General features: G+C 57.6%; 17 protein-coding genes. 10 read left to right on the top strand and 7 right to left on the bottom strand.

Features of this window, described 5'->3' with window-relative positions; genetic code table 11:
* Window positions 1-170: 170 nt before the first annotated feature.
* Window positions 171-6,110 carry a CHAT domain-containing protein gene (locus I5S59_RS14060; protein WP_197877157.1) on the top strand — a complete coding sequence of 1,980 codons (5,940 nt, stop codon included), beginning with the start codon at window positions 171-173 and terminating at the stop codon, window positions 6,108-6,110.
* 166 nt (window positions 6,111-6,276) lie between these two features.
* On the opposite strand, the gene I5S59_RS14055 is transcribed toward I5S59_RS14060, so the two are convergent.
* The 3 genes from I5S59_RS14055 to I5S59_RS14045 all read right to left on the bottom strand — a co-directional run bounded on the left by I5S59_RS14055 (window position 6,277) and on the right by I5S59_RS14045 (window position 9,639).
* Window positions 6,277-7,893 carry a hypothetical protein gene (locus tag I5S59_RS14055; RefSeq protein WP_197877156.1) on the bottom strand — a complete coding sequence of 539 codons (1,617 nt, stop codon included), beginning with the start codon at window positions 7,891-7,893 and terminating at the stop codon, window positions 6,277-6,279.
* A gap of 33 nt (window positions 7,894-7,926) precedes the next feature.
* A complete protein-coding gene (locus I5S59_RS14050) occupies window positions 7,927-8,766 on the bottom strand; it encodes a hypothetical protein (protein ID WP_197877155.1) in 840 nt (279 codons plus the stop codon).
* A gap of 72 nt (window positions 8,767-8,838) precedes the next feature.
* Window positions 8,839-9,639: a toll/interleukin-1 receptor domain-containing protein gene (locus tag I5S59_RS14045; RefSeq protein WP_232239762.1), complete on the bottom strand. Its 801-nt coding sequence runs from the start codon at window positions 9,637-9,639 to the stop codon at window positions 8,839-8,841.
* A 210-nt stretch (window positions 9,640-9,849) separates the two neighbouring features.
* On the opposite strand from I5S59_RS14045, the gene I5S59_RS14040 reads away from it, so the two are divergent.
* Window positions 9,850-10,239, top strand: coding sequence for a hypothetical protein (locus I5S59_RS14040; protein ID WP_197877153.1), 390 nt, complete (start codon window positions 9,850-9,852; stop codon window positions 10,237-10,239).
* Window positions 10,240-10,391: 152 nt separating this feature from the next.
* Here I5S59_RS14040 and I5S59_RS14035 read toward each other — a convergent pair whose 3' ends face one another.
* Window positions 10,392-11,558: a serine hydrolase domain-containing protein gene (locus tag I5S59_RS14035; protein WP_232239752.1), complete on the bottom strand. Its 1,167-nt coding sequence runs from the start codon at window positions 11,556-11,558 to the stop codon at window positions 10,392-10,394.
* A gap of 307 nt (window positions 11,559-11,865) precedes the next feature.
* On the opposite strand from I5S59_RS14035, the gene I5S59_RS14030 reads away from it, so the two are divergent.
* The 8 genes from I5S59_RS14030 to I5S59_RS13995 all read left to right on the top strand — a co-directional run bounded on the left by I5S59_RS14030 (window position 11,866) and on the right by I5S59_RS13995 (window position 21,615).
* The gene (locus I5S59_RS14030; protein ID WP_197877151.1) at window positions 11,866-12,774 is read left to right on the top strand and encodes a LysR substrate-binding domain-containing protein; all 909 of its coding nucleotides are present in this window, start codon (window positions 11,866-11,868) and stop codon (window positions 12,772-12,774) included.
* A gap of 289 nt (window positions 12,775-13,063) precedes the next feature.
* Window positions 13,064-14,455 (top strand): FAD-binding oxidoreductase, encoded by a 1,392-nt coding sequence (locus I5S59_RS14025; RefSeq protein ID WP_197877150.1) that lies wholly within the window; start codon window positions 13,064-13,066, stop codon window positions 14,453-14,455.
* Between the two features lie 49 nt (window positions 14,456-14,504).
* Complete coding sequence (locus I5S59_RS14020) at window positions 14,505-15,443, top strand: LysR family transcriptional regulator (protein WP_197877149.1); 939 nt, start codon at window positions 14,505-14,507, stop codon at window positions 15,441-15,443.
* A gap of 52 nt (window positions 15,444-15,495) precedes the next feature.
* On the top strand, window positions 15,496-16,833 hold the full coding sequence (locus tag I5S59_RS14015; RefSeq protein ID WP_197877148.1) for an MFS transporter: 1,338 nt from the start codon (window positions 15,496-15,498) through the stop codon (window positions 16,831-16,833).
* A gap of 126 nt (window positions 16,834-16,959) precedes the next feature.
* Window positions 16,960-18,000, top strand: coding sequence for an AraC family transcriptional regulator (locus I5S59_RS14010; RefSeq protein ID WP_197877147.1), 1,041 nt, complete (start codon window positions 16,960-16,962; stop codon window positions 17,998-18,000).
* Window positions 18,001-18,225: 225 nt separating this feature from the next.
* Window positions 18,226-19,569 (top strand): MFS transporter, encoded by a 1,344-nt coding sequence (locus tag I5S59_RS14005; protein ID WP_197877146.1) that lies wholly within the window; start codon window positions 18,226-18,228, stop codon window positions 19,567-19,569.
* A 33-nt stretch (window positions 19,570-19,602) separates the two neighbouring features.
* Complete coding sequence (locus tag I5S59_RS14000) at window positions 19,603-20,322, top strand: nitroreductase (protein ID WP_197877145.1); 720 nt, start codon at window positions 19,603-19,605, stop codon at window positions 20,320-20,322.
* A gap of 30 nt (window positions 20,323-20,352) precedes the next feature.
* Complete coding sequence (locus tag I5S59_RS13995) at window positions 20,353-21,615, top strand: OprD family porin (protein ID WP_197877144.1); 1,263 nt, start codon at window positions 20,353-20,355, stop codon at window positions 21,613-21,615.
* 65 nt (window positions 21,616-21,680) lie between these two features.
* Here the strand turns inward: I5S59_RS13995 and I5S59_RS13990 are convergent, their stop codons facing one another.
* From I5S59_RS13990 to I5S59_RS13980, 3 genes are all read right to left on the bottom strand, one after another.
* The gene (locus tag I5S59_RS13990; RefSeq protein ID WP_197877143.1) at window positions 21,681-22,271 is read right to left on the bottom strand and encodes a flavin reductase family protein; all 591 of its coding nucleotides are present in this window, start codon (window positions 22,269-22,271) and stop codon (window positions 21,681-21,683) included.
* A 375-nt stretch (window positions 22,272-22,646) separates the two neighbouring features.
* Window positions 22,647-24,425, bottom strand: a complete 1,779-nt coding sequence (locus I5S59_RS13985) for an acyl-CoA dehydrogenase C-terminal domain-containing protein (protein WP_197877142.1) — start codon at window positions 24,423-24,425, stop codon at window positions 22,647-22,649.
* Entirely contained in the window at window positions 24,418-26,904 is a 2,487-nt protein-coding gene (locus I5S59_RS13980; RefSeq protein WP_197877141.1) for an efflux RND transporter permease subunit, read from the bottom strand. Before I5S59_RS13980 ends, I5S59_RS13985 begins: the two co-directional genes overlap by 8 nt.
* Window positions 26,905-26,930: the final 26 nt, after the last annotated feature.

The raw sequence follows: 26,930 nt of genomic DNA, 5'->3' as shown, positions 1-26,930 counted from the left end.
TAGTTTGGGTAATCGCCAATTAGTTCCTTTTTGAGACCGTAAGCAATACGAATTCTTTCCATGGAGTGGTGCCGCGGATCAGTAGAAACAAGAGCGGGATTTTTTGTCGCGCGTTGGTGGGTGCTTTCGCCCCGACATGATGAGTCTGTGACCGCCCTGGAGGCAACAGCATGAAGCCGAAGGAAAAAGACACTAGTGCTTCACCCTTGGTCAGGTTGCCGCTGCAACAGCCCGCGGTCATGGAACTCGAACTCCCCCAAGCAATGCAGATGCCAAGTAGTCGTGGCGTTGGCGCAGCAAGCTCTCCGTTGCTGGACAATCTGAAGGTCAAGCGTACTTGGCGGCTGGCTCCGGTTAGCCGTAGCGGCGACGCCCCCCACTCAGAAGTGCTATCGGACTCCAGACAACTATTAGCATTGGAAGCGGCTGATGGCACGACCATTTTTATCCGCACTGATACCTTGGTTGATCAGTTACGTCGCAGCCGTCCGGAATTGGTCGATCAGGATGGTGTGATCGACTTTGCCGGTTTCACTGATTCTAAAGACACCAGTCGCGGCGCGTTGGGATGGATCTGGCGGCAGATAATCGAACTGGAGCTGGGTGAGGATGACATTACCCAGCAAGCGCAAAAAAAGATCGAAGCATTGTTGGGTGGCGAGGTCGAGGATTGGGCGGCGGCCTGGGCCGCCCATCAGGGTGCCAATGCCTTGATGGCCGCCATCGAGGGGCAACTGGCCGCGACTCCAGGTCTTTACTTTTGGGATGGTGGATTGCTGAACAGTGAGGGTTACTGCGCAGCGTCTGACGCCCGTCTGGCGGCAGCTGCCCAAGCGGGTCCGCTGCTGGTGTTTATCCATGGCACCGGCTCGCACACCCTGGGCAGTTTCGGTGACCTGCCGGGAAGTGGTGCCTGGAAAACGTTGAGAAATACATTTGGGCAGAGGATTTTCGGTTTCGAACACCGGACGTTCTCCGAAAGCCCCATCGATAATGCGTTGGCGCTTGTATCAGTGCTGCCGGTGGGTAGCCGGGTCAATCTGGTCACACACTCGCGGGGCGGGCTGGTCGGCGATTTGCTCTGCATGAACCCAATCGACGGGGGGCTGGATGAGTTAATCGAACATTACCGCAGCATGCCGCGGCCCGACGAAGTCGCGCGTGAACGGGATAACCCCGCACTGGCACAGGAGCGCAAGCAGGTTGCGTCAGGCGAACAAGCCAAACTGCGGCAGTTGCTCGTGCTTCTGAAGAACAAAAATATCCAGGTGGGCCGTTATGTGCGTGTAGCGGCCCCCGTGCAGGGCACTGCTTTGCTCTCCGAAAACATGGACGTATTTCTTTCTTGCCTGCTGACGCTGGTGCGTAAATTTGGTGCCTGGAGCATAGGCGCTGCGGTCGGAGCCGTCGCAACGCCGCTAACCGGCGTCAAGGCCAAAGCGTTGGCTGACCGCGGATTGAAATTCCTCAGTCGAGTCGTTTTGGAGATTGCTGACAAGCGACTTCAGCCGCAGGTTATCCCGGGGATCGAAGCAATGTTGCCGGAATCTCCCATGGGCATGCTGCTTGCGCGGGCCGGAATTTCACCGCAGGTCAGGCTGGCTGTGATAGCAGGTGATGTTGAAGGGGGACGGGATATCATCCAGCGCATTGGCGTGATGTTCGTTGATTGGGCTTTTTTTGATCGTGCCCGCAACGACCTGGTCGTCGATACCGACTCAATGTATGGCGGCATGCTCCCCCGCGGGGTGGATGCTCGGGCGATTTTCATCCAGAGCCCTCAGGTAAACCACTTTCGCTACTTCCGTGATGACGTTAAGTACCAAAGCCTACCGTTGCCCAGCGTACTGAGTGCGTGGTTACTCAACAGCACGGCACACACCGCTTCCCCCTGGAAGAACGATCCGCTTCTCCCGGAGGCAGCGTCAGTTGCAAGCAGTCGAGGGGAGGGGGAGGCAGTCGACAACACGATGCCAGTTCTGATTTTGCTGCCCGGCATCCTGGGCAGCCATCTGGCGGCCGACCGCAATCGTGTCTGGCTCGACCCGTTGGACCTGGCCAGAGGTCACCTATCCAAAATCGACATGGAGAGTAACCACACCGTTACCAAGGATGGCATTGTCGAGCTCGCCTACGGGAAATTAGCTAAATTCCTGCAAGCCAGTAACAAGGTCATACGCTTCGATTATGACTGGCGTCAACCCATCGAAGTACTCGGCAAAGCCCTGGTGGATGCCGTCAGAGGGGCTTTGGTTGCCCACCCGGATCAGCCGATCCGGTTACTGGCTCATAGCATGGGCGGACTGGTGGTGCGCTCCGCGTTCGCGGTCGACAAGAACCTTTGGCCAGACTTGATTGCTCGTCCAGGCGGGCGGCTGTTGATGCTCGGTACACCCAACCAGGGTGCGTATTCGTTTGTGGAGAATCTGCTTGGGCAGTCGGATACCGTACGCATGCTCGCCAGGGTGGACTTGAACAATAGTTTGCAGGAAGTGCTCGACATCGTAGCCGGATTTCCCGGCGCACTGCATCTGTTGCCTGCCCCCGGATTCGAGGATGCCGGGGGCATGTCTCCAGTCGATTTCTATCAAGACAAAACCTGGACCGCGCTGGCTCGAGTCAACAATGACCGTTGGTTCGGTCGCAATCTGGGGGGGCGGCCACGCCAGGCGGCGTTGGACGAAGCACGAGAGTTCTGGCGGGAAATGAGCAATACCCGATGGGTTGACCTGGACCACGATAGGGTCGCGTACGTGTTCGGTAAGGCCGACAACACCCCCTGTGGCCTACAGGTCCCGGAGAAGGGGGACCCCTTTGCCAACCTGATGATGTTAGGTACCCCTAACGGTGATGGTTCTGTGACCTGGAGGTCCGGGCGTTTGGGCAATCTGCCCGAGGAACGCTACTGGTTCATGCCCGTCGACCATGGGGGACTGACCAGTACCCGACGCTTTTTCGAGGAGATACAGGCGCTACTCAGTACCGGTGTACCCAATAAACTGGGTCGTTTGCCGATCAGCAGGAGCGAGGAGAAGAACGCACGTACGATCGCCTATCGAGCGGGACCACAAGGGTATCCTTCTGATGAAGAACTGATCAGTCGAGCAATGGGCTCGCGTATACACCTGGGGCGCAGGCATAAACGTAGAGTGCTTCAGGTAGCGGTCAAAGCGATGGACTTGAGCTTCCTGCAAGTGCCGGTGATGTGCGGGCATTACCGTGGCGACCCCATCTCGGGTGCCGAAGCAATCATCGATCAAACGCTGGTGAACGGAGCACTGAGTCAGCGTCAGTGGCTAGGGCTTCACTCCGGCGAACTGGGTAATGGCACTGTGGTGTTGATGCCGCGTACGACAGAAGAACACGAACGGCAGACCGGGCTTGGGGCGTTGGTGGTCGGCCTGGGAGAAATGGGCACACTGACCAACGATGGCGTCATCCAGGCGGTGCGTTCGGGCGTACTGCGCTATCTACTTCACGCGTCGGATTTTTATGGCAGTGAGGGTCGTAGTTCAGGCGTCGTTGAACGAGTCGAGGCGCTTCCCTTGCGCATCGCGAGCCTGTTGATAGGCACGAATTCAAGCGCGCAGCTAAGTGTGGCCGATTCGGTGAAAGCGATAGTGCAAGGCGTCATGCTTGCCAACCGTGCTTTCGCGGAAGGGGCGGCAGAACGGGGTGCAACACCAGCATTTATCTCCCGACTGGATCTGGTTGAAGTATTTCGCGACGCTGCCATTTCGGCAGCAACAGCCGTTTGCCAACTTGACGAAAACTTCATTTCAGACCCGGACACCAAACTGGAACTGGCTCAAGAACTTGAATACGGCCCAGGGGTAAGGCAGCGTTTGAGTGTGACATCGTTCAACGATTACTGGCCGCGCTTGTCGGTAGGTAGTATCGGCAACAGCGAAAGGCAAGAGCCCACTCAGGCACTCGATCCACAAGCGGCTCAAGGGGGGAAGAGGGCACGGGGGTTCCATTTCGCCTATATGGGCGAAAAGGCTCGAGTGGAAGCGGTGGTGGCCCAGCGTCAACCAGGATTGGTGGAAAAACTTATCGAGAGTGCCCTTAAGGGGCAAGGCAATATGGAATACCGTAAGGGTTCATTCTTCGGCAACAACCTGTTCCAGTTGTTGTTGCCATTGGAATTCAAATCCTCCATTCGGCGCTCGCGCAACCTGATCCTGATGGTCGATGAAAGCAGCGCCGACTTGCCCTGGGAGATGCTCGAGACAGACGGCGAACCCTTGGTGAATCGTACCCGGTTGATCCGCCAATTCATTACCGCAAAATTCCGTCGCGAGGTCATTCGTACAGACAGCATGAATGCCTGTGTGATTTCAAATCCTGCCACGAAGGGATATTACAGTCAGTTCGGAGGCCCAGACTGGAAAGAAAAAACCACACCGGACGGACAGCCCCTTAGCGATAGTTTACCCAGTCTTACCGGCGCGGCACAGGAAGGCGGCGCGGTCGCTCAAGTATTGGAAGGCGCTGGCTACCAGGTGACACGCGCACTGCCAGGTAGCATGGCAGGCGATGTATTGAGCGAGATTTTTGCCAGGCCGTATAGGGTGCTGGTGATTGCAGCCCACGGGATCTACAACAAACTCGCCACCGATGGCGTTTATCGTAGCGGTGTAGTGCTCTCCGACGGCCTGTTGTTGACCGCAGCGGAGATCGCACTGATGGAAACTGTCCCGGATCTGGTATTCCTCAGTTGTTGCCATCTGGGCAAAGTGCTATCCGACGGGGATCCCGATAATCGCCTGGCTGCCAGCCTGGCGAGGGAACTGATCGAAATGGGTGTGCGGTGCGTGGTGGCCGCAGGTTGGGAGGTTCGCGACGATGCAGCGAAAGCCTTCTGCGAGACCTTTTTCCTGCGTATGGCCATGCAAGGGGAAAGTTTCGGCGAAGCCATCTCCGATGCCCGAAAAACGGTACTGGAGAACTTTCCCGACTGTAATACCTGGGGCGCTTATCAGGCCTATGGCGATCCTTCATTTCGACTTAAATTACTGCCGCCTCCATTAAAGGACGATGACCCGCTTCGTGCTCCGGAGGAGTTGCTCGATTGGCTCGAACGCGTCCGCCTCGGCACATTGGGGTCTAGCCTCAATATCCGATCAGATTTTGCGATGGTTTTCAAACGTGTGAACCAGCGCTTGCACAGCTTGCCCCCGCATTGGATGAAAATGGCCGAAGTCCAATACGCTGTAGGCCTTCTCTACAGCGAATTCGGTCTTCCTGGGTACGATGAAGCCCGGCGGGCATTGTTGCAATCGATCTCGATCGACTCCGCAAGGGCAGTCGTTCCACTGTCGGCTATAGAACAATTGGTGAACATCGAAACCCGTCAGGCCCAGAGTCATTCTGAAAAAGCTCATGGGCTTCGAGCGACGGGCAGCGCGAATGACGCAGCTGAAGCCGACTTGTTGGCTGACGCCGCGCTGGTACTCATCAATGATGCCATCGCCCGAGTCGAAGCACTGATCCGCCTCACCCAACTACACCCCGATAACCCGGACAGTGGTGAGGCTGTCGCCCATTGCGAGCGCCAGGCCATTTTGGGCAGTGCCTACAAGCGCAAGGCCGTGATTTTGTTGATGGCCTCGGCCCCCTGGAAGCAGGTCAATGTCGCGCTGCGTCAAGCCCGCGATGCTTATGCCCTGGGCGACGGAGATCCTAGTCAGGCCGACTGGAACCCCTATATTCGTATCAACTGTCTGCAACTGGATGCCCTGTTAGGGAAAACCAACACCGACGAGAATGAAATCACCCTGTGCCAAACCACCGCCCGCGCGCGGTTTCAAAAAACGTTCGACTTTTTCGACGCCGTCATGTCTGCCGACGCCGCAGTGGCCGGCTGGTTACTCTCAGGCAGCCTTCCGGATGCAACAATCGTTGGGACGGATACAGCCGCAGCCCTCAGCCGAGTCTATTGGGATGCCCTGATGGGGCAACGAGCATCGGTGCGGCAGTTTGAATCGGTTATCAAACAGTTGATCTTGCTAGCAAATTTTCTGTTGTTGCGCCGTTTGAAAGGGGACTCGGTGAAGTCTGAAACACTCAGGGCGCTCGCTAAATTGCTTGAGGAAGGAGGGGAGTGAGACGGTTGAGCAGCAGAGCATCAATCAGAAGAGCCGCATACGCGGGTTCTAGTATGACGCCCCCCGGCAACACGTGGGGTCAAAAGCGCACTGGCCGGACACACTGTCTCGAGCATCTGGAAGGGGTTACGGCCTTCAATTACTGCGCCGCTGCCATTGTGCGATGTCACTGACCAGAGTCGACTGGCGCAGCACGGACGGCCAAGTCGTCCTGCTCACTCAGGATCTGAAAGCCAGTTATTGTTGTTTTTGAAGCCTCCTTTAGTGTTGTCACATAGAGAACAAATCTATCATCGTTAATTAATATATTGTGGCGTACGGTCAAGGATGGATTTCCAGCGTGCGTGTGATGGTAGATTTCTTCTTCACCACAATTTTTTTTTGTTTTTTCAGCTCCCCACAAGCGAGCCAATAACGGGTGATCATAATTTAACAGTGCGCTTTTTATTTCCTCGTCAAGCCCATAAAGATTTTCTAATTCAGATTTTCCTGATATTAACGCACTGACAAAGCTAATGGTTAAATTGAATGAGTGGTCGATTGTTTCGTCCTCTGAGCGATAAGCGATAGGTGTAAGCGTTTTTATGGCGCTTTCTATGAGTGATGCAGTAATGAAAACCTTGAGGCTTTTGCCGCTACTTACAACACCGCTATTCATCTGGAATATGTGGGGGCGCCCCTGCTTGTCAAGGGTGAACAGACTGGGGATAAAATGAGGACTAGGCAACCTGAGGAAGGGTGACAGCGTTTCTTTTAGCAACTCGTGGGAGGGATATTGGCTTGATGCGATCTCGGGGAGATTGGTGAAAAAAAAGCATCCCTCAAAATTTCTGGTTTTTTTGAGCCATTGAATTTCCCATAGTGTCCCTAAATGGGTAGATGGCACTATGAAAAAGCCGCTCGCATTTACGCTCAACTGTAGAAAAATATCCTCCCAACCTTCGTCTGGTGTTTTGTAGCGTCCGGCACCTATGGATTCACCAGGTTGCCCTAAAGCAATGAGTTGACCGAATGGTCGAATTCCTTTTTCAAAAATTATTTCCCATTCAGGGTTTAGCTCCAATAATGACTGCTGATTACCTGTGGGGATTTTTATTTCCATCAGCGGGATTTGGACGCCGATATGTTTGCCTTCCTGAGAGTACTCTTGTATGGCGTGACGGGATCCATGTGCATTGCTGATAAAATTTTTATCTACAGCATAAACTTGCCCAGTGACGCAAAAAGGGCGCAAGTATATATAGTATTTTGTTTTCGGTTTTTTATTTGCCTGGATAATCTCAATTAATTTTGAGGTCTCGCCATCACGCCGACTTTGCGTTGATGTGATTTCTATCACAGCTAGCTTTCGGGAGATTGCACCTGATACAAACAGGATTAGGCATACTAAAAAGGTGGTCCACCAGACGCCTACTTCAGCCTGAATGACCAACGTCAGCAATGTAGCGGTAAAGGGTATGATGAGTGGCCGTGAAACATGACTCAAAAATGGATCGGAAACAAGTATGGCCAATTGTATGATTCTATTAGGATCCTTAACCAATATTTTTTTATTTGTCTCTTGCTGGAAAAACATCCCCGCACGGAGTGTACCGCCGAAATTCAGGTTGAGAGCAACCATTAAACCCAAGAGGACGCTTATAGATAAGAATATTGCCAGAGATATATAGCCTGTTTTGCTCCATGCAGCGACGAACCCCACAAATATACTGAGCACCACCATTTTCTGAAGCCCAGACGGAGCCAAAAAAAATGGTTTTGTTATTCTCTCGACAACGTTCATCAATGGATGCTCCCACGTAAAAAAAAGAAGCTATCAATCCGCACCCTGGAAAGGGGTGGAAAAGTATCGAATCACCAGTTCTTTAAGGGTTTGCTGAGAGAGAAACACTATTTGTTTTGCTTGCGGCTCGCAGTATTCAAAGAACAGTTCAAGCACTAAGTTGGCTTCAACGCATGAAGCTAAAACATCAACCCTTGCGGAAATAAAAGGTACAAGGAGCCTTTCAACTATAAAGTCACAAAACTCTATTGCATAGAGAGATGGAATCTTTGCACTCGGATCTTTAAGACTCCGTTGCGTGAAAGCCAACTTGACGTATTCAAGGTAATTCGCAATCACAACCGGCAGGACACTGAGCAAGGTATCCAAATCTTCCGAGCTCGCGGGATGTGACTGCGACATGTGGTTTTCGAGAAGGCTTTGTACCCACAGGTGGTGACCGTCGAATATTTGTTTGAGCGTCAGGTAGAATAATTCAAGGGCTAATGCTGGCGACGCGTGATTGCCAATTGATGGGCCTGGCGCGCACAAACCTAATAGTACTGCGTATGGACGTGTCGCCTGTGAGTATTGTCTTTCACGGAATTTATTGACAAGTTCCCTGACATTCATAGCGGCGAGCCGGATACGTTCTGGCCGCGGCAACTTCTGTACTAATGAAAATGCACGGGGTGAGCGTCTATTACGTGCCCATTGTGCGAGCATGACGTGCTCGCACAGCGTCGCTATGGGTTCGACCCTGTCGCTGGTGTTAGTGGCAGGGGGATTAAGAAACGGATTCTTTACCAGACTCCAGATCCACGAATCTTCTCCTACTGAATGAAAATGATTTTGCGCCTCTTCATCACTTAGACAAAATGCTGCTTTTTCCATGATTATCTCGATCGCCACCATCATTTGCGATTTGAAATGACAGTTGTTGACCAGCGACAGTATGAGAAGCTGCTACCAAGCAAGTCGATAGATAACTTCGGAATCGGGTGGTCTTCGACCGTTATGTTCGTAAAGCAAAATGCCGAAGAAATAGATATGAAAAGGAAAGCAGTCAGCCGCCATGCTGTCAGAGCATACTAAATTCAGAAAATCCGGCTTGTTAATCTGCAGTTCAGAATAGCCGCCCCTCTCCCAAATCGTCAGGATGACGGAATCTTCGACTACACACTGGCTACTGACAAAGCTTTCAAGGACCCAATCGCACAGTGTGCTTATCGAGGCCAACTGTGTGACAAAGTAATGATCGAGTTGCGTCAGTTGGCGTTGAAGTTCTTTAGAGGCAGCCCGCCATCGGAGAACGGCAAGGTCCGGTGAAACTTCCTCTTTTTGCATACACCTGCGTCTTTCCATGATGTAGGCTGCAAGTTTTTTTACGCCATTTTTTGATTTTAAAAAGAACGATGGATGATGCTTGAGACGCTCAGGGATCTTAGTGAATCGCTCTTTCAGCACCAGGACCTTACGCAATGGAAGGGCACTCTCAGCACTCAATCCCTCACCATACTCGACACGGCACCATTCGGAGTCCCGGTAGGTATTCAACGCTAGCAAAATGATGAACCGCGACTTTTCCCATGCTGTCGTAATTTGCCGCTCCATAGGTACCGACGGAATGTAGTAGTAACGGACGTCGATCCATCCTTTCAAACCGAAGCCTTCAAGGCGCTGTAACAATCGGATCGCGACGTCACGATGCTCTTGGTTGTAGCTCAAGACAAAGTCAAATGGGATTTCATCCTGAATTGATTCCATCGTCACAGTAACTCCTTGTTGTTGAGTGCTTTGAGACGCTAAAAACAGCTTAGTCGAAGCGGCATACAACGAAAGAGCCTGTTTGGCTAGGCAGAGCGCCTGGAGCAGTGGTCGCGCTTATACGTCTAGCGTGGTCTAGACTAATAGTTTTAATCAAAAATGCAGCGTTTAAAGAACGCTCGACCATTCCCAACGAATGATGGATCTACTATGGATGAACGAAAACGCTACCGACCTAAGTCAGACCAACCGGTCGTAGCCGTGCAACTGAAGTTGGACACGGACGGATTCATGTATCGCAAGTGGGGTAGCGAGCAGCGTTGCAAGGCTAACGACTGGGTGGTGGACAATGCTGGCGAGGTGTATACGGTGGACGCCGAGTCCTTTGCCCGCACCTATACGGCTACGGGCGAAGGTACCTATGTGAAGACTGGCAAAGTGTGGGCCGAGCGTGCCGAATCGCCAGGTTACGTGAAAACGAAGGAAGGCCGTACCTGCTACGAAGCAGGCGACTGGCTCGTTTCCAACGAAGAAGATGGGTCTGATGCCTATTCTGTCAGTGCCAAGAAGTTCGAAGCGTCGTACGAACTGGACAAGTGACACAGGCGTCCGATACGCAATTTAACATAATATACATTATGCGTAGTGCTCTATAGATCCATCAGCCCCAAGACACAGCAGATTTCAACACTGAAACCCTCAGGCTGACCCTCCGCCCATTGCTGGACAGCCAGCCTGACGATTTCTCAATGTTACTGCGCAGCGTCCAGCGCTTCACTCACTGCATTCACAAACAACGCCTGCTCGTCATACAGCGAACTTGGCGTTTCTGCGTTCTTCCAGGTCGACCACTGAACCATCACCAGTTTCTCCGCCGGGTTGATCGCGATGGATTGACCGAAGATGCCTAACGCCCAGAATGTCTGGTCACTGGTTGGCGTCTTGATCGGATCGGCGTTGGCATCTGGCGCCGGTGCCGAGAACCACCATTGATAGCCATATTGGCCATTGGGTGCCGATGGCGTGACTGAGCCTTTGGCCGTCGTCCAGTGCGTCGAGCGTGCAATCCAGTCATTCGGCAGGAGTTTCTCACCGGATGGCAATTGTCCGCCGCTCATGACGAACTGACCAAAGCGACCCCAGTCACGCAACGAGGCATTGAAGCCATGGCCGCCCATGTCGACTTTGTCTTTGACCAGCGCGTGCCAGACGCCGTCCTGTTGCATGCCATAACGGCTCCACACGCGACTTTCCAGGTATTTGGCAATGGTCATGCCGGTGGCATTTTCCAATACTCGACCCACCAGCCAGGCGCCGCCGGTGTTGTAGGACCATACCTCACCAGGCTTGACGCCGGGTTTGCGCTTGACCGATTTGACCAGGTTGAGCACGCAATCATAAGGCGCCGGCTTGGCCTCGCACTGGGTCATGTGGGAGAAATCGGAGTCCGGTGACGCGTAGTTTTCATCCCAGACCACGCCTGAGGTGTGCTGCATCAGTTGATGCAGGGTCACATCTTCCCAGGCGGTGCCCTTGAGTTCGGGGATATACAGGGTGATCTTGTCATCTACCGACTTGATCTTGCCCTCTTTTATCGCCGCGCCGACCAGCACGCTGACCACCGATTTGGCGACTGAACGCGACGTCCACAGCGTGTTGGCTGTATTGCCTTTGCCGTAATACTCATAGGCGATCTTGCCGTCCTTGAGAATCAACAAGCCGGTTACGCTCTGGTTGGCCAGGTAGTCATCGAGCGTATGCCGGGTGCCGTTCATTGAATAGTGAATGGCTGGTAGCGGCTGGCTCGATGCGGGCAAGGGATAAGGTTTGGCGTCTTTTGTGCTGAAGACATCGCCTTCATACAACCGGTAGGTATTGCGAAAACCCACTACACGGGTGTCCTGGTCCCAGGTCAACATGGCATGCGGATCCGGGAGCGTTTTGTCGTAGGGTTGCGGGCACACCGTAAGGCCCGGCACGCCACATTTCACAACGGGTTGAGCTGCCAGGCTGGCACCTGCATGGGTAATTCCCAGCACGGCAACCGCCAGCGCACGAAGGGAAAAAGTTCGTAGGGAGTGCTTAGTTATTATTGTGGGCAACATCGGTATTCCTCGACATTTCAATGAACTTCAATACGTCGAAGTCGAAGATATCAACTTGCCGGAATTCGAAAAGCAACATAAAGTCTGGCTCGATATTAATAAAACTAACAGCTGTGAGCCCATGCCTACTGAACGGCTACCGCCGCTAAATGCCATTCGCGCCTTTGAAGCGGCCGCCCGCCTGGGCAGTTATGTTGCGGCCTCGCAGGCCCTGCATGTCACTCAGCCGGCAATTGGTCGGCATGTGAAGAACCTTGAAGACTGGCTCGGGGTTCAGTTGTTCAACCGCACGCCGCGTGGCGTAACGCTTACACTGCCGGGACTGCAGTACTACCAGTCGGTTTCGCAAGCCCTGCAACTCCTTGCCGACGCCGGCGCACGCGTGGCCCGGCGCAAGGAAGAACGCTGGCTGCGCATCCTTTGCGTACCGGCTTTTGCCTCACGTTGGTTGACGCCGCATATCGACCAACTGCGCAACCTGCGCCCGGACCTCAAGCTGGCCATCGAACCCAACGCGTCGTTCAAGGCCGTGGACGCCAGGCAAGCTGACCTGGGTATCGCCTTCGGGCTGCCGGGTGAGCACACCGGCGTGCACACACGAATGATCCGCCCCGAAGTGTTTCCGGTGTGCTCGCCGGCTTATCTGGCGTCGTTGCAGCGCACCACGTTGGCAGCCACGGATTTACCTGCCTGTGCGTTGATCCATGTCGATGACGGCACCTGGTGGAACAGCTGGTTTGCAGCAATAAACGTCGCGCGCCGGGTCAAAGCAGATGCTTCGCACATGAGCAACGACATTGCCTTGAACCTTGCCCGACACGGGCATGGCATCGCGCTGGCGACGGACGTATTGGTCAGGCATGAACTGGCCGCAGGTGTGCTGGTGCGCTGCAGCGAGGCGTCGGTGATGCTCGAAACCTACGAAGTGCTGACGCCCCAGCTGGCTGTTTCAGACGATGTAGCGTGGTTTATTGGCTGGTTGAATGCGACGCTGCGCGAGGAGTTTGCACAGGCTCCGGTTGATCCTTGATGAGTACGACGGTACTGTACTGCCCTGCTCTTTTAATAAGCATTTTATATAACTCAACTAAATGACTATTTAGTTGAGTTATATTTGCGCTTGCCATTCGGATGGCGTTAAAACCTTCCCTTCTTTCGCGCCAGCCATTAAGCGCTCCTACAACAAGGCCATCTCTTTAAGAGATGACTCTATCTGAAATTAGCACTACGAGTGTTGGCCAAAGCCTGCCTAAGATGAGCAATAACTCCCTAAAAATGCCGCAAATTTTACGCGGTGAACAATAACCGGAGACTGCTCGATGCCCCTTCCCCTCTCCCTGTGCGATGACCTGCGCCTGTTGCTTGGTGACCGCTTCTCCACCTCCGCCAGTGTGTGTGAGCACCATGGCAGCGATAGTTCCGCTCTCGATCCGATGCCACCGGATGCCGTTGCTTACGCCAACAGCCTCGACGATATCGTCAGCATCAGCGCCGCCTGCTACCGCCACGATGTGCCGATGATCGCCTATGGCAGCGGCACGTCCCTTGAGGGCTGGTTGCAGGCCGCTCACGGCGGCGTGAGCATTGATGTCTCGGGCATGAACCAGATTGTCGAAATTCGCGTCGATGACATGGATGCCACCGTACAACCGGGCGTAACCCGCAAACAGCTCAACGCCGCCTTGCATGGAACCGGGTTGTTCTTTCCCATAGACCCTGGCGCCGATGCTTCTTTGGGCGGGATGGCCTCTACCCGCGCCTCCGGCACCAACGCCGTGCGCTACGGCACCATGCGCGAAAACGTGCTGGGCACGACCGCCGTGCTGGCCGACGGGCGTGTGATCAACACCGGTGGCCGGGCACGCAAGTCTGCTGCAGGCTACGACCTGACCCATTTGCTGGTGGGCTCCGGCGGTACACTCGCGACCCTCGCCGAGCTGACCGTCAAGCTGCACCCGATCCCCGAGGCCATCTCGGCCGCCGTGTGCCGCTTCCCCAGTGTCGACCACGCTGTACGCGCGGTGATCCAGATCATCCAGCTGGGCGTGCCCATCGCCCGTATCGAGCTGCTCGACGCCTTGACCATGCGCGCCCTCAACGCCTACAGCAAAACACAGCTGCGAGAAGTGCCTTCGTTGCTGTTCGAACTGCATGGCTCCGAAACCGGTGTGCAGGAACAGCTTGAGACCGTCCGCATGGTCGCCGACGAACACCAGGGCCTGGATTTTGAATGGGCGGTACATCCGGAAGACCGCAGCCGCCTGTGGCAAGCCCGTCACGACGGGTACTTCGCCGCCCTGGCCCTGCGCCCCGGTTGCCGTGCCCTGACCACTGATGCTGTAGTGCCGATTTCGCGGCTGGCCGACTGCATTGAAGCCACGGCGGCAGACCTTGCGCAAAACGGCTTGCTGGCACCGATCTTCGGGCATGTCGGCGATGGCAATTTTCACGCGCTGATTCTCGTCGACCCTGATGACCACGCAGAGGTCGAGCGCGCCGAAGCGGCCGCACACCGGCTGGCCGAACGGGCGATCGCCATGGATGGCAGCTGCACCGGCGAGCATGGCATCGGTCTGACCAAGCAGCATTACATGACGGTTGAACACGGGGAAAACGCGGTGGACACCATGAAGGCGATCAAGGCCGCACTGGACCCCAAGCAATTGATGAATCCAGGGAAGATTTTTCCTCGCGGGAACACTGCAGGCTGACGCGGTACCATCACCGGCCCCTCACCTTCCCGTGCTACAGGAAGCCTCCATGGAAATCCGCCAGATCAGATACTTTGTCGCCGTGATTGATTGCGGCAGCCTGTCCCAGGCCGCGCGACAGGTGCATGTCGCGCAGTCGGCCTTGAGCAAACAGATGTCGGCGCTGGAGGACGAACTGGGGGTGCAGCTGTTTCATCGCAGCCACAATGGTGTAGTCGCCAGTGAGGCCGGCAAGGTGTTCTACGAATATGCCCAAGGCATGCTCAAACACCTGGCCGATGCGCGCGCGGCCGTCACCAGCAACCCGGACTCGGTCAGCGGCTCGATCATCGTAGCGTTGCCGCAAAGCGTCGCGACCATCCTCGCCATGCCGTTGATGCGGGCGGTGGCGGCGCGCTATCCGCGAGTAGCATTTCACCTCAATGAAGAGCTGACTGGCAACGTCATGGACCAACTGATTCATGGTCGCGTAGACCTTGCCCTGTTTACCAGCGACGACCTGCCCTCACAGGTGCTGTTCAGCGCCTTGATCGAAGAAGACTTCTACCTGATCCACCGGACCAATGCGCCGGATGCGCCACCTGCCGGTGACGTGGCGCTGGAGCAGGCGCTGGCAAGGCCGCTGGTGTTCCCGAGCCCGGCCCATGGCCACAGCACCCGCACCCTGGTTGAACGGGCGGTGGCTCAGCATGGCCTGAGCGTGGGACAGATCGCCATGGAGGTCAACTCCGTACACATCCTCAAAAGCGCGGTGGAGGCCGGTATCGGACACACCATCATGCCGTTGAACCTGGCCATACGCGAAATCTATGACGGCCGGCTGGTCGCTCACCGGATCGCCGCTGACGGGATGTCACGCACCCTGGGCATCTGCAGCTGCGCGTCGATGCCTGCCAGCCGCCTTAAAACGCTGATCAGCGAATTGATCCGCGAAGTTGTCCGGGACATGTGCACGTGCGGTGAATGGCCGGGAGGCCGCGCGCTCTGACCCGCTGTACTGCCATTTAAGCATCGCCCCTACAACAAGAAAGAGGCTCGAGATGACCACCCTGCCCCAACTCCCTGGCAGCCTGCCGGACGCTGACCTGCACGGCGCCTACCGAAAAACCGCGTGGCGGATCATGCCGCTGCTGATTGTCTGCTTCCTGGTGGCCTACCTTGACCGGGTGAACGTTGGCTTTGCCAAGCTGCAAATGCTCGATGACCTGAAGTTCAGCGAGGCAGTGTATGGGCTGGGTGCCGGTATGTTTTTTGTCGGCTACCTGATGTTCGAGATTCCCAGCAACATCGCGCTGCACAAGTTTGGTGCCCGCCGCTGGATCGCGCGGATCATGGTGACCTGGGGTTTGCTGTCGGCGGCGATGATGTTCATCGAAACGCCGATGACCTTCTACGTGTTGCGATTTTTGATCGGCATCGCCGAAGCCGGGTTCTTTCCCGGGATCATCTTCTACCTCACCACCTGGTTTCCCAGTCATCGTCGGGGCGTGATGATTTCTTTGTTCATCGCCGGCTTGCCGATTTCGAACATGCTCGGTTCGCTGATTTCCGGTTTTATCATGCAGCACTTCGATGGCGTGGCCGGTTATGCCGGCTGGCAGTGGCTGTTCGTGATCGAAGGCTTGCCCGCAGTGGCGTTGGGCGCTGCGGTGTTTTTCCTGCTGCGCGACCGCATTGCCGATGCTCATTGGCTAAGCTCCGAAGAAAAGCGCGGGATGCAGGCGGCGCTAGATCGCGAAGCCATGGCCAAGACTGGCCACTCGCTACGCGACGGTTTGTTGAACCCGAAAATCTGGTTGCTGGGGGCGGTGTATTTTTGCCTTGTGCTGGGGCAGTACGTCATCAGCTTCTGGATGCCAACCATCATCCGCAACAGCGGCGTCGTCGAGCCTTGGGTCATTGGTATGCTGACAGCAATCCCCTACTCGGTCGCCGTAATAAGCATGGTGCTGGTTGGCCGCAGCTCGGACCGGCTTCGCGAGTACCGCTGGCACCTCGCGATCTGCGCCTTCATGGGTGGTGCCGGGGTGGTGTTCGGTACATTGTTCGGCAACAGCCTGGTGCTGTCGATGATCGGCCTTACCATCGGAACAGCGGCGATGATCAGCAGCTTGCCGGTTTTCTGGGGGATGCCCACGGCAGTGGTTGGCGGTGCAGCGGCAGCAGCGGGCATTGCATTGATCAACTCGCTGGGCAATGTGGCCGGGTTCTTCAGCACGATTGCCGTGGGCTGGTTGACACAGCTCACCGGAAGCACCCAGGCGGCGATGTACTTCATGGCGGGTGCGCTGGTGGTCGGTGGGTTGCTGGGGTTGAGCGTGTCGCGTGCGCAACGTTCAAGCGACCCGGCATCTGACTGTTTGCCCCGCGATGCATAGCGTAATGAGGCCCATCCATGACCTACGCCGAAAACGCCGTTTTCATATGCAAAAATGCACGCTCCATGCGTTGTGACCATCTGTTAATTTCCCCTCCGGGTTCTACCACCGGATGGAGACGACCAGATGCTTGCTGCCTATAAAGGAACCACTTCCATCAGCTTGGTGCGTGAAGCACTGTATGGCGCAAGCCAGCGGGGCCTGGATATCTCCCTGCCGCTGCAGCAAGCACGCATCGATCCGGAGTTACTCTGTTCCGCCAATGCCCGCGTGTGTGCCAGCGCCTTCTCCAGGCTGTGGGTGGCGCTGTCGGATCTGCTCGACGACGAGTTCTTCGCCATCGACAGTCATCCCCTGCGCCGCGGCAGTTTTCGCCTGATGTGCCATGCCACCATCGGCTGTGAATCACTCGAGCAGGCTCTGCGCCGGATCCTGGCGTTCCTGCGCCTGGGGCTCGATGACCTGTACGGTGAACTGCAGGTGGAGGGAGACCTGGCGTCGATTGTCATCCACGACCATGGTGTGGAGCGCAGGCTGTTCAGTTATGGCACCTGGCTGATCCTGGTGCACGGGCTGCTGTGCTGGCTCGGCAATCGCAGAATACCCTTGCAGGTACTGAGTTTCCGTTCGCCACGGCCGGAGGACGACAGCGATTACCGCATGCGCTTTTGTGAGCACATCGAGTTTTCCGCCCCCGTGACCCGGGTGTGTTTTGACGCATGCTTTTTGAAGCTGAAGGTGGCCCAAACCCCGGAAAGCCTCGCCGCCTTCCTCAAAGACTCGCCTGCAAGCCTGTTGGTCAAATACCGTAACGATGCCAGTTTAAGTGCCCAGATCCGTCAACGTCTGCGCAACCACACGCCGGATCTCTGGCCGGCGCTGGATGAAGTAGCCAACCAGATGCGCATGTCCAGTTCGACCCTGCAGCGCCGCTTGCAGGCGGAGGGCATCAGTTACCAAGGCCTTAAAGACAACCTCAGGCGCGACATGGCCATCAACTTTCTTGGCCAGTCGGACCTGACCGTCTGTGAAGTCGCCGCCCAGGCGGGCTTTCAGGAAACCAGCGCCTTTCACCGGGCGTTCAAGAAATGGACCGGGGTAAGCCCAGGTGCCTATCGCCGCTCCAATCCGGTCGCGCAGCCCCCGGATCGACAGTTCCTGCTCTGATTCGATCGGCAGGCTGACCCCTGCCCCGCTCTCCCCGTTGCCCCCTGCCCACGCCAATGTGCCCAGATCGGTCACACACATCGACGCCCGCGGGCATGTGCCGCATCAACGATCAGCCCTAGGATTCGCAGCAGGTTGCGCTGTGGCCCTCACCTGTCCAGACCAGCTTACTGACATATCGACTGTGCACTTCACAAACAAAAACAACAGCGAAGGAGACACGCTATGCAATCGGTGAACGTCTACGCGTTAGCGGGCGATTCAAAGTTCAATGGCTTCCACGGGCGCATCCTCTTCTGGTGCGTGCTCATCCTGATCATCGACGGCTACGACCTGGCCGTAGTGGGCGCTGCGCTGCCAGCGATCATGCAGGACATGAATGTCGACCCCACCAGCGCCGGCATCATGGCGGGCTCGGCGCTGCTGGGCACCATGCTCGGCGCGATTTTCCTCGGTACGCTGGCTGACCGCATCGGTCGTCCACGGATGATTGCCATCTGCGTGGCGCTGTTCAGTATCTTCACCGCCGTGGCCGGCCTGACCGACGACCCGGTCAGCTTCAGTATCGCCCGCTTCATCGCTGGCCTGGGCATCGGTGGTGTACTGCCGGTATGTACTGCACAGATGGGCGAGTACTCGCCGCTGAAGTTGCGCACGCGCCTGATCACCCTGGTGTTCGCCGGTTACTCGGTGGGCGGCATTCTCGTCGCCCTGACCGCCAAGCAACTGATCGAAAGCTACGGCTGGCAATGGGTGTTCTACGTCGCCGGCCTGCCGGTACTGCTGATTCCGTTTATCCTCAGGAGCATGCCGCAATCCATTGGCTATCTGCTGCGGACCGGTCGCCAGGATGAGCTGCGCGAAATCGTGCGCAAGCTGGAGCCAGGCCGTGCCATTGACGACGCGGTGGTGGTAACCGGCAATGTCACTGTGCAGCCTGCTCAGGAAACACCGGTTCGCGACCTGTTCAAGCAAGGCCGTGGCTTCAGCACAGTGATGATCTGGACCGCATTCATGACCGGCCTGTTCATGGTCTACGCCCTCAACTCCTGGCTGACCAAGCTCATGGCCATGGCGGGTTTCAGCCTCGGCTCGGCGCTCAATTTCGTCATTGTATTCAACCTGGGCTCGATTGCCGGCGCGATGTTTGGCGGCTGGTTGAGTGACAAGCTGAACATCAAGCATGTGCTGGTGTGCTTCTACATCACCGGTGCCATCGCCCTCACCCTGCTGGGCTACACCCGTGATACCACGGCGCTGTTCGCGGTGGTGTTCCTGGTCGGTGCTTCGACCCTGGGCACGCAGTTGCTGGCCTATGCCTACGCCGGTGACTTCTACCCGTCCGAAATCCGCTCCACCGGCGTCGGCTTTGCTTCCGGCGTGGGCCGCATCGGCGCCATCGTGGCACCGGTACTGATCGGCTGGCTGGTGTCGTTGAGCCTGCCACTGCAGCAGAACTTCATGGCGATCAGCCTGGCAGGCCTTATCGGTGCCTTGGCGGTCACCCTGATCAACCAGTCGCGGGCGCAATCGACCCAGGAGAAAAAGGCCCTCGCGCTGTCGCGCTGAGCCTTTGCCACTCGCCAGCCTGCAGGAACGGACATGAACCGATTATCGCCACTGCCAGCCACCGCAACGCTTGTGAACCAGGCGGTTGACTGGGCCATCACCACGCGACGCAGTATCAGGGCATTTCTTCCCACACCGGTGGCGCAGGAGGACATCGAGGCCATCCTCGATGTCGCCCGCTTCAGCGCCACCGGCGTGAACATGCAGCCCTGGCACGTGCATGTACTCACCGGTGAGGCAAAGGCGCGCCTGTCGCGTGCCATCGCCCGGATCGACAGTGACCCCGAGGCTGCCGCACAGCACGACGACCCTTACGCCTACTACCCGCACAAGTGGAAAGCGCCCTACCTCGACCGCCGCCGGGCAGTGGGCTGGGCGCTCTACGGCCTGCTCGACATCGACAAGGGCGACAAACCGCGCATGCATGCCCAGCACGCGCGCAACTACCGCTTCTTCGACGCCCCGGTGGGCCTGCTGTTCACCATCGACCGCAGCCTGGGGCAAGGCAGCCTGCTCGATTACGGCATGTTCCTGCAAAGCGTGATGGTCGCCGCGCGTGGCCGCGGCCTGCACACCTGTCCGCAGGCCTCGTTCCTCAAGTACCACAGCCTGATCTCGGCACAACTGGGGATTGCCCCCGAGCAGATGCTGGTGTGTGGCATGAGCCTTGGCTACGCCGACCCTGCCTGTATCGAAAACACCTTGGTGACCGGTCGGGAGCCGGTCAGCGCGTTCGCAACCTTTCACCCCTGAACACAACAACAAAAATAATAGGTGCCTGTAATGTCGAAACACCCTGTGAAGCTGCTGCTCGCCACAGCCATCGCTGCCCAAGCCCCGGTGGTGATGGCGGACTTTGTAAAGGACTCGAAGGCAAGCCTTGAGCTGCGCAACTTCTATTACAACCGCGATTTTCGCAATGACGATGCGCGTCAGAACAAACGTGACGAATGGGGCCAGGGCTTCATCCTCAACCTGCAGTCGGGTTTCACTGAAGGTACGGTTGGCTTTGGTGTCGACGCCCTCGGCCTGCTCGGGGTCAAGCTTGACTCCAGCCCGGACCGTACCGGCTCAGGTTTGCTGGCCTACGATCGCGAGCGCAATGTCGAGGATGCCTACAGCAAGATGACCGTGACCGCCAAGGCGCGCGTGGGCAAGAGCGAATTGCGCATCGGCGGCATCAACCCGGTCATGCCGCTGCTCGCCAGCAACAACAGCCGCCTGTTGCCACAAGTGTTTCGCGGTGGCCTGCTGGTCTCCAACGACCTGGCGCCGCTGACCTTCTCGGCGTTGCGGATCAATGCGGTCAAGCAACGTAACTCCACCGATTTCGAATCACTCACCGCCACTGGCTATGCCCCGGTAGAAGCGGATCACTACAACTACCTGGCATTCGACTACAAAGTATTGCCGACGTTGAGCCTGAGCTACCACGTGGCCGAGCTTGAAGACCTGTACCGCACCAACTTTTTCGGCATCAAACTGAACCAGCCCTTGTCGACCGGCGCTGTTATCGCCGATGTACGTCTGTTCGATGCCAACGAAACCGGCGACAAGAGTCTGGGTGAAGTCGACAACCGCACCCTCACCAGTTACCTGGCCTACAGCCTCAAGGGTCATACCCTGGGCGGCGGCTACCAGAAGGCGTGGGGGGACACCCCGTTTGCGTTCGTCAACGGCACCGATACCTACATTTTCGCTGAATCGCTGGTGAGTACCTTCACCGCGGCCAACGAGCGCGTGTGGTTTGCCCGATACGACTTCGACTTCGCCGCCGTGGGCGTCCCCGGGCTGACCCTGGGGGTCAAATACGCCAAGGGTGAAGACGTCGACCCGACAATGGTCAACACTTCACAAGCCGCAGGGCTTCGCGCCAGCGGTGAGTCCGGCAAGGAATGGGAGCGCATGACCGACATCACCTACGTCGTTCAGGGCGGGCCGGTCAAAGGGCTTGCCGTGCAATGGCGCAACTCCACCAACCGTTCAACCTACGCCGACAGCGCCAACGAGAACCGCCTGATCCTGCGCTATACGTTCAACTACTGAATCAGCGCTGTGAGGTGCGGTAGGCGTGTGTGCCACGTTTACCCTCCTCTATCAGCGTGTTCGCCTCAGGCGTCCTCGTCTTCGACCTTGGCCGTGACCACATCGCCAATGGCATAGAAATGCCCGCCTGCAATGTAGTGCACGCTGCGCAGCGCAGGGTCCGCCTGTTCGAAATGCCAATGCCCGTCCTTGAATACCCGCGTATCGGCCCAGGCCGCGACCACTTCGCCAATGAACAGGTCGTAGGTGTCCTGATTATGCGGCTCCGGTATCAGCCGGCACAGCAACCAGGCCGCGCAACCGGCTACAAACGGTTGCTCGTGACCGGGCATGCGCATCAGCTCGACGCCTGCGCGTTGCAACTTGTCCGGGGTGTCGGCAAGGCTGCGGGTACCGACATCGTGGGTCAGCTGGACCTGAGCCGCCGTCGGTACCTGGATGACAAACAGCCCGCTTTGCTCGACAAGGCCGCGTGTCTGGGTGGCTTTGTCGAGTACGACGGTGAGTTTGGGCGGCAGGAAATCCAGGGCGCAGGCCCAGGCGGCGGCCATGACATTATCGACGCCGCCGTGGCAGGCCGATACCAGCACGGGCGGCCCGTGGTTGAGCAAGCGGTAAGCCTTGGGCAGATCAACCGGGGCGATAGAATCGTTCATGCAACACCTTGGTTCGGGTGAAAGATGAGCGATTGTAAGCGTTGTCGGCGACCGCCGCGCGTACGGTTTATGTGTGTGTGTAGGAGCGAGGCTTGCCCGCGAACAACGCTAACTCGGTGTAGCCGGTACACCGCAGCGTCTGTTTCGCCGGCAAGCCTGGCTCCTACAGCGCCTCGGCATCCAGCAGGAAACCGCCGCGCGCACGGTTTATCAGTGTTTGTAGGAGCGAGGCTTGCCCGCGAACAACGCTAACGCGCTGTAGCCGGTACACCGCAGCGTCTGTTTCGCCGGCAAGCCTGGCGTCTACAGTTCCTCGGCATCCAGCAGGAAGTAGCCGGTACACCGCAGCGTCTGTTTCGCCGGCAAGCCTGGCGTCTACAGTTCCTCGGCATCCAGCAGGAACAGGCTGTCGCTGCCGGCTTTGACCGTGGCGGTAAGCGACTGGACGCGTGGCAGCATCCGCGCAAAGTAGAAGCGCGCGGTGCCCAGTTTGCTGGCGTAGAAGCCTTTCTGTTCACCGTGCTCCAGTGCAACATCAGCCATCTGCGCCCACAGGTAGGCATACAGCGTATAGCCGAACACATGCAGGTACTCCACCGATGCCGCACCGATTTCGCGGGCATTGCCCTGGGAACGGTCGAGTACCCAGGCGGTCAGTTCATCCAGGTTGTTGACTGCCGCCAGCAGCGGCTCCTTGAACTCCGCACGTGATGGGTCAAGCGCATGCGCAAACGCCTTGATCTGCGCCGACAGCAAGGTGTAGGTGCGGCCACCGTCGGCCACCAGTTTGCGCCCCACCAGGTCCAGGGCCTGAATGCCGTTGGTGCCTTCGTAGATCTGGGTAATGCGGCAGTCACGAATCAACTGCTCCTGGCCCCATTCGCGAATGTAACCGTGGCCGCCAAACACTTGCTGGCCATGGACGGTGGTTTCCAGGCCCATGTCGGTCATGAACGCCTTGGCAATCGGCGTCAGCAATGCGACCTGCGCCTCGGCGTGGTTGCGCTCGGTGGAATCAGGGCTGTACTTGGCCAGGTCTAGCTGCAGGGCCACATAGGTGGAGAACGCCCGCCCGCCTTCGTTCAAGGCTTTCATGGTCAACAGCATGCGCCGCACATCGGGGTGGGCAATGATCGGGTCGGCCGCCTGAGCGGTCGCCACCGGGCCGGTGGGGGCGCGGCTCTGCAAGCGTTCACGGGCATACTCAATGGCGTTCTGGTAAGAACGCTCACCCAGCGCCAGCCCTTGAATGCCCACGCCAAGACGCTCGTAGTTCATCATGGTGAACATCGCGTTCAGGCCCTTGTTCAGGTCGCCGACCAGGTAGCCCGTAGCTCCATCGAAGTTCATCACGCAGGTAGCCGAGGCCTTTATACCCATCTTGTGTTCGATGGATCCGCAGCTGACGGCGTTGTCGTTGCCCAGCGAACCATCGGCGTTGACCAGCACCTTGGGCACCAGGAACAGCGAGATGCCTTTGGCACCTGCCGGTGCGTCCGGCAGTTTGGCCAGCACCAGGTGAATGATGTTTTCTGTCAGGTCCTGCTCGCCACCGGTGATGAAGATCTTCGTACCGGTGACACGGTAGCTGCCATCGGCCTGCGCTTCGGCGCGGGTGCGGATCAGCCCAAGGTCGGTACCGGCATGTGGCTCGGTCAGGCACATGGAACCGGTCCAGCGCCCCTCGTACATGGCCGGCAGGTAAGTGGCCTTGAGCGAATCGCTGGCATGGTTAAGCACTGACAATGCAGCGCCTGCGGTCAGCATCGAATACAACGCAAACGACAGGTTGCCGGCGTTGAGCATTTCTTCGACCTGCGCGCCGATCACCTTGGGCATGCCCATGCCGCCGAAGTCGCAATCGCCGCTTACCCCTACCCAGCCATCATCGGCGTAGGTGCGAAACGCCTGGGCAAAGCCGTCCGGGGTGATGACCTTGCCCTCTTCCCAACGGCAGCCCTGCTCATCGCCGCTGCGATTGAGCGGTGCGATGGTTTGCGCGATGACCTTGCCGGCCTGTTCGAGAATCGCCCTGGCGGTGTCGGCGTCGACCAGTTCGGCCAGCGCCGGCATGCGCGCCCACTGGGACGGGAGATCAAACACCTCGTTGAACAGGAACTCCATGTCACGCAGCGGCGGAAGGTAATCAGACATGATGCAAAGACTCGGCTTGTTGAGGGGAGTGTTGAGCACCCGCGTCGGTGACGGGGGTGGTCGCTGTGGCGGGCACCTTGCCGCGTACCTTGTGGTCGGGCAGCAGGAAGTGCGACAACGCCGGGATCAGGATCAATGCACCGAGCATGTTCCACAGGAACATGAAGGTCAGCAGGATGCCCATGTCGGCCTGGAACTTGATCGGGGACCAGGCCCAGCCGACAACGCCAGCCGCCAGGGTGATACCGACCAGGCCCACGACCCGTCCGGTGAACGCCACTGCGTTTTCATAGGCTTCGGAAAGCGGCATGCCTTTGCGTTGGTAGTGCAATTGCACGCTGAGCAGGTACAGCGCGTAGTCAACGCCGATGCCTACGCCCAGGGCGATTACCGGCAACGTGGCGACCTTCACACCGATGCCCATCATCACCATCAGTGCTTCACACAGCACCGAGGTGAGGATCAGCGGCAATACCGCCACCAGCGTGGCGCGCCAGCTGCGGAAGGTGATCAGGCAGAATAACGTCACCGCCAGGTACACAAGCAACAGCATGGTGCGGTTGGCATCACGGACGACGATATTGGTCGCGGCTTCGATACCGGCGCTGCCGGCGGCCAGCTGGAACTGCACTGCGTCGCTGTTGTTGGCCTGGGCAAAGCGTTCGACAATGGCAACCACCTGGTCGAGGGTGTCGGCCTTGTGGTCCTTGAGGTAGGCGATCACCGGCATCAGCGAGCAGTCGTTATTGAACAGCTCCGGCGCGTTCACCGAGGCCTGCTGTGCCGCGTAGTTGAGCACGTCCTGGTTGCGCTGGATGCTGTTGAGCTTGGGGTTGCCCTCGTAGGTACCGGCCGTGATCTGGCGTACCGCATTGGTCAGCGACAGTGTGGTTTGTACCCCGGGGTACTGCTGAAGCTCCCAGGCCAGACGGTCGGCAAGCACCAGCGTCTGGTAACGCAGGCAGCCTTCAGGCGCGGTCTTGATCATCACCGCAAAGGTGTCACTGGACAGCGCGTAATGACCGGTGATGTAGGCATTGTCGCGGTTGTAGCGCGAATCGGCGTGCAGCTCTGGCGCACCGCTGTCGAGATCACCAATTTTCAGCTGCATGCTCAGGGCAAAGCCCCCTGCCCCCAGGACACCGGCCACCAGCAACGCGGCGGTTGCCCATTTACGCGTGGTAAAGCGATCGAGCAGGTCCCAGAGTTTGCCAAAGCCGCGGTGTTCTGCAGCCCTCGAGTCGATGCGCAGGGCTCGCTCGGCGGCCTTGCGGCCCACGCCGACATACGACAGGGCCACCGGCATCAGCAACAGCGAAGTGAAGATCAGCACCGCAACGCCAATACTGGCGGCGATCGCCAGGTCCTTGATCACCGGGATGTCGATCAGCATCAGTACGGCAAAGCCCACCGCATCCGCCAACAGCGCGGTCACACCGGCGATGAACAAACGGCGGAAGGTATAGCGTGCCGCCACCTGACGATGGGTGCCGCGGCCGATGTCCTGCATGATGCCGTTCATTTTCTGCGCGGCATGCGACACGCCGATGGCAAAGATCAGAAACGGCACCAGAATCGAGTACGGGTCAATGGCATAGCCCAGCCAGGCGACGATCCCCAGTTGCCAGATCACCGCCGTCAGCGAACAGAACACCACCAGCAAGGTACTGCGTACGCAGCGGGTATAGAGGTAGATGATCACCAGCGTGGTCACCACTGCCAGGGCAAAGAACAGCATCACCTGGATCAGCCCGTCGATCAGGTCGCCCATCAGTTTGGCGAAGCCGATCACGTGAATCTTGTAGTGGCCCTGCGCTTCGTACTGGCTGCGCAGTTGTTCAAGCTTTTGCGAAAATGCGTGGTAGTCGATACCGCGGCCAGTGGCCGAGTTGTGGTCGAGCAACGGAACGATCAACATGCTCGACTTGAAGTCGCGGGCCACCAGGCTACCGACGATGTTGGCGCGCTCGATGTTCTGGCGCAGTTGCTCGATATCGGCAGTCGAACCCTGGTAGCTGTCAGGCATGACCGGGCCACCCTGAAAGCCTTCCTCGGTCACTTCGGTCCAGCGCACTGCCGGGCTCCAGAGTGATTTCATCCAGGCACGGTCTACGCCCTGGCTGAGGAACAGTTCATCGCTGATGTGACGCAGGGTTTGCAGGTAGGCGGGGTCGAAGATATCGCCCTGGGTGTTCTCTACCACTACCCGCAACGAGTTGCCCAGGCCGCGCAACGACTGGCGGTTCTCCAGGTAGTTCTGGATGTAGGGGTGGCTCTGGGGGATCATTTTTTCGAAGCTGGGCCGCAGCTCCAGACGCGTCACGGCCATAAAGCCCAGCACCAGGGTAGCCAGCAGCATCAGCACCATGAACGGCAGTCGATGGTTGAACACCAGGCGTTCCAGCCCGTTGCCTGAGCGCGCGTCGAATTCACCGAGGGTGCGAATCACCGGCAACGTGTCTTGTTGGATATTGGCCATCAGGGTTATCTCTTGTTATGTGGACG

The organism is Pseudomonas alkylphenolica (assembly GCF_016009175.1).
Taxonomy (GTDB): domain Bacteria; phylum Pseudomonadota; class Gammaproteobacteria; order Pseudomonadales; family Pseudomonadaceae; genus Aquipseudomonas; species Aquipseudomonas alkylphenolica_B.
This window is presented reverse-complemented; position numbering and strand designations above follow the sequence as displayed.

Excerpts from the sequence above, each read along its gene's own strand:
- I5S59_RS14060 (WP_197877157.1), top strand. The coding sequence starts at position 171 with ATGAAGCCGAAGGAAAAAGACACTAGTGCTTCACCCTTGGTCAGGTTG.
- I5S59_RS14055 (WP_197877156.1), bottom strand. The coding sequence starts at position 7,893 with ATGAACGTTGTCGAGAGAATAACAAAACCATTTTTTTTGGCTCCGTCT.
- I5S59_RS14050 (WP_197877155.1), bottom strand. The coding sequence starts at position 8,766 with ATGGAAAAAGCAGCATTTTGTCTAAGTGATGAAGAGGCGCAAAATCAT.
- I5S59_RS14045 (WP_232239762.1), bottom strand. The coding sequence starts at position 9,639 with ATGGAATCAATTCAGGATGAAATCCCATTTGACTTTGTCTTGAGCTAC.
- I5S59_RS14040 (WP_197877153.1), top strand. The coding sequence starts at position 9,850 with ATGGATGAACGAAAACGCTACCGACCTAAGTCAGACCAACCGGTCGTA.
- I5S59_RS14035 (WP_232239752.1), bottom strand. The coding sequence starts at position 11,558 with ATGTTGACCTGGGACCAGGACACCCGTGTAGTGGGTTTTCGCAATACC.
- I5S59_RS14030 (WP_197877151.1), top strand. The coding sequence starts at position 11,866 with ATGCCTACTGAACGGCTACCGCCGCTAAATGCCATTCGCGCCTTTGAA.
- I5S59_RS14025 (WP_197877150.1), top strand. The coding sequence starts at position 13,064 with ATGCCCCTTCCCCTCTCCCTGTGCGATGACCTGCGCCTGTTGCTTGGT.
- I5S59_RS14020 (WP_197877149.1), top strand. The coding sequence starts at position 14,505 with ATGGAAATCCGCCAGATCAGATACTTTGTCGCCGTGATTGATTGCGGC.
- I5S59_RS14015 (WP_197877148.1), top strand. The coding sequence starts at position 15,496 with ATGACCACCCTGCCCCAACTCCCTGGCAGCCTGCCGGACGCTGACCTG.
- I5S59_RS14010 (WP_197877147.1), top strand. The coding sequence starts at position 16,960 with ATGCTTGCTGCCTATAAAGGAACCACTTCCATCAGCTTGGTGCGTGAA.
- I5S59_RS14005 (WP_197877146.1), top strand. The coding sequence starts at position 18,226 with ATGCAATCGGTGAACGTCTACGCGTTAGCGGGCGATTCAAAGTTCAAT.
- I5S59_RS14000 (WP_197877145.1), top strand. The coding sequence starts at position 19,603 with ATGAACCGATTATCGCCACTGCCAGCCACCGCAACGCTTGTGAACCAG.
- I5S59_RS13995 (WP_197877144.1), top strand. The coding sequence starts at position 20,353 with ATGTCGAAACACCCTGTGAAGCTGCTGCTCGCCACAGCCATCGCTGCC.
- I5S59_RS13990 (WP_197877143.1), bottom strand. The coding sequence starts at position 22,271 with ATGAACGATTCTATCGCCCCGGTTGATCTGCCCAAGGCTTACCGCTTG.
- I5S59_RS13985 (WP_197877142.1), bottom strand. The coding sequence starts at position 24,425 with ATGTCTGATTACCTTCCGCCGCTGCGTGACATGGAGTTCCTGTTCAAC.
- I5S59_RS13980 (WP_197877141.1), bottom strand. The coding sequence starts at position 26,904 with ATGGCCAATATCCAACAAGACACGTTGCCGGTGATTCGCACCCTCGGT.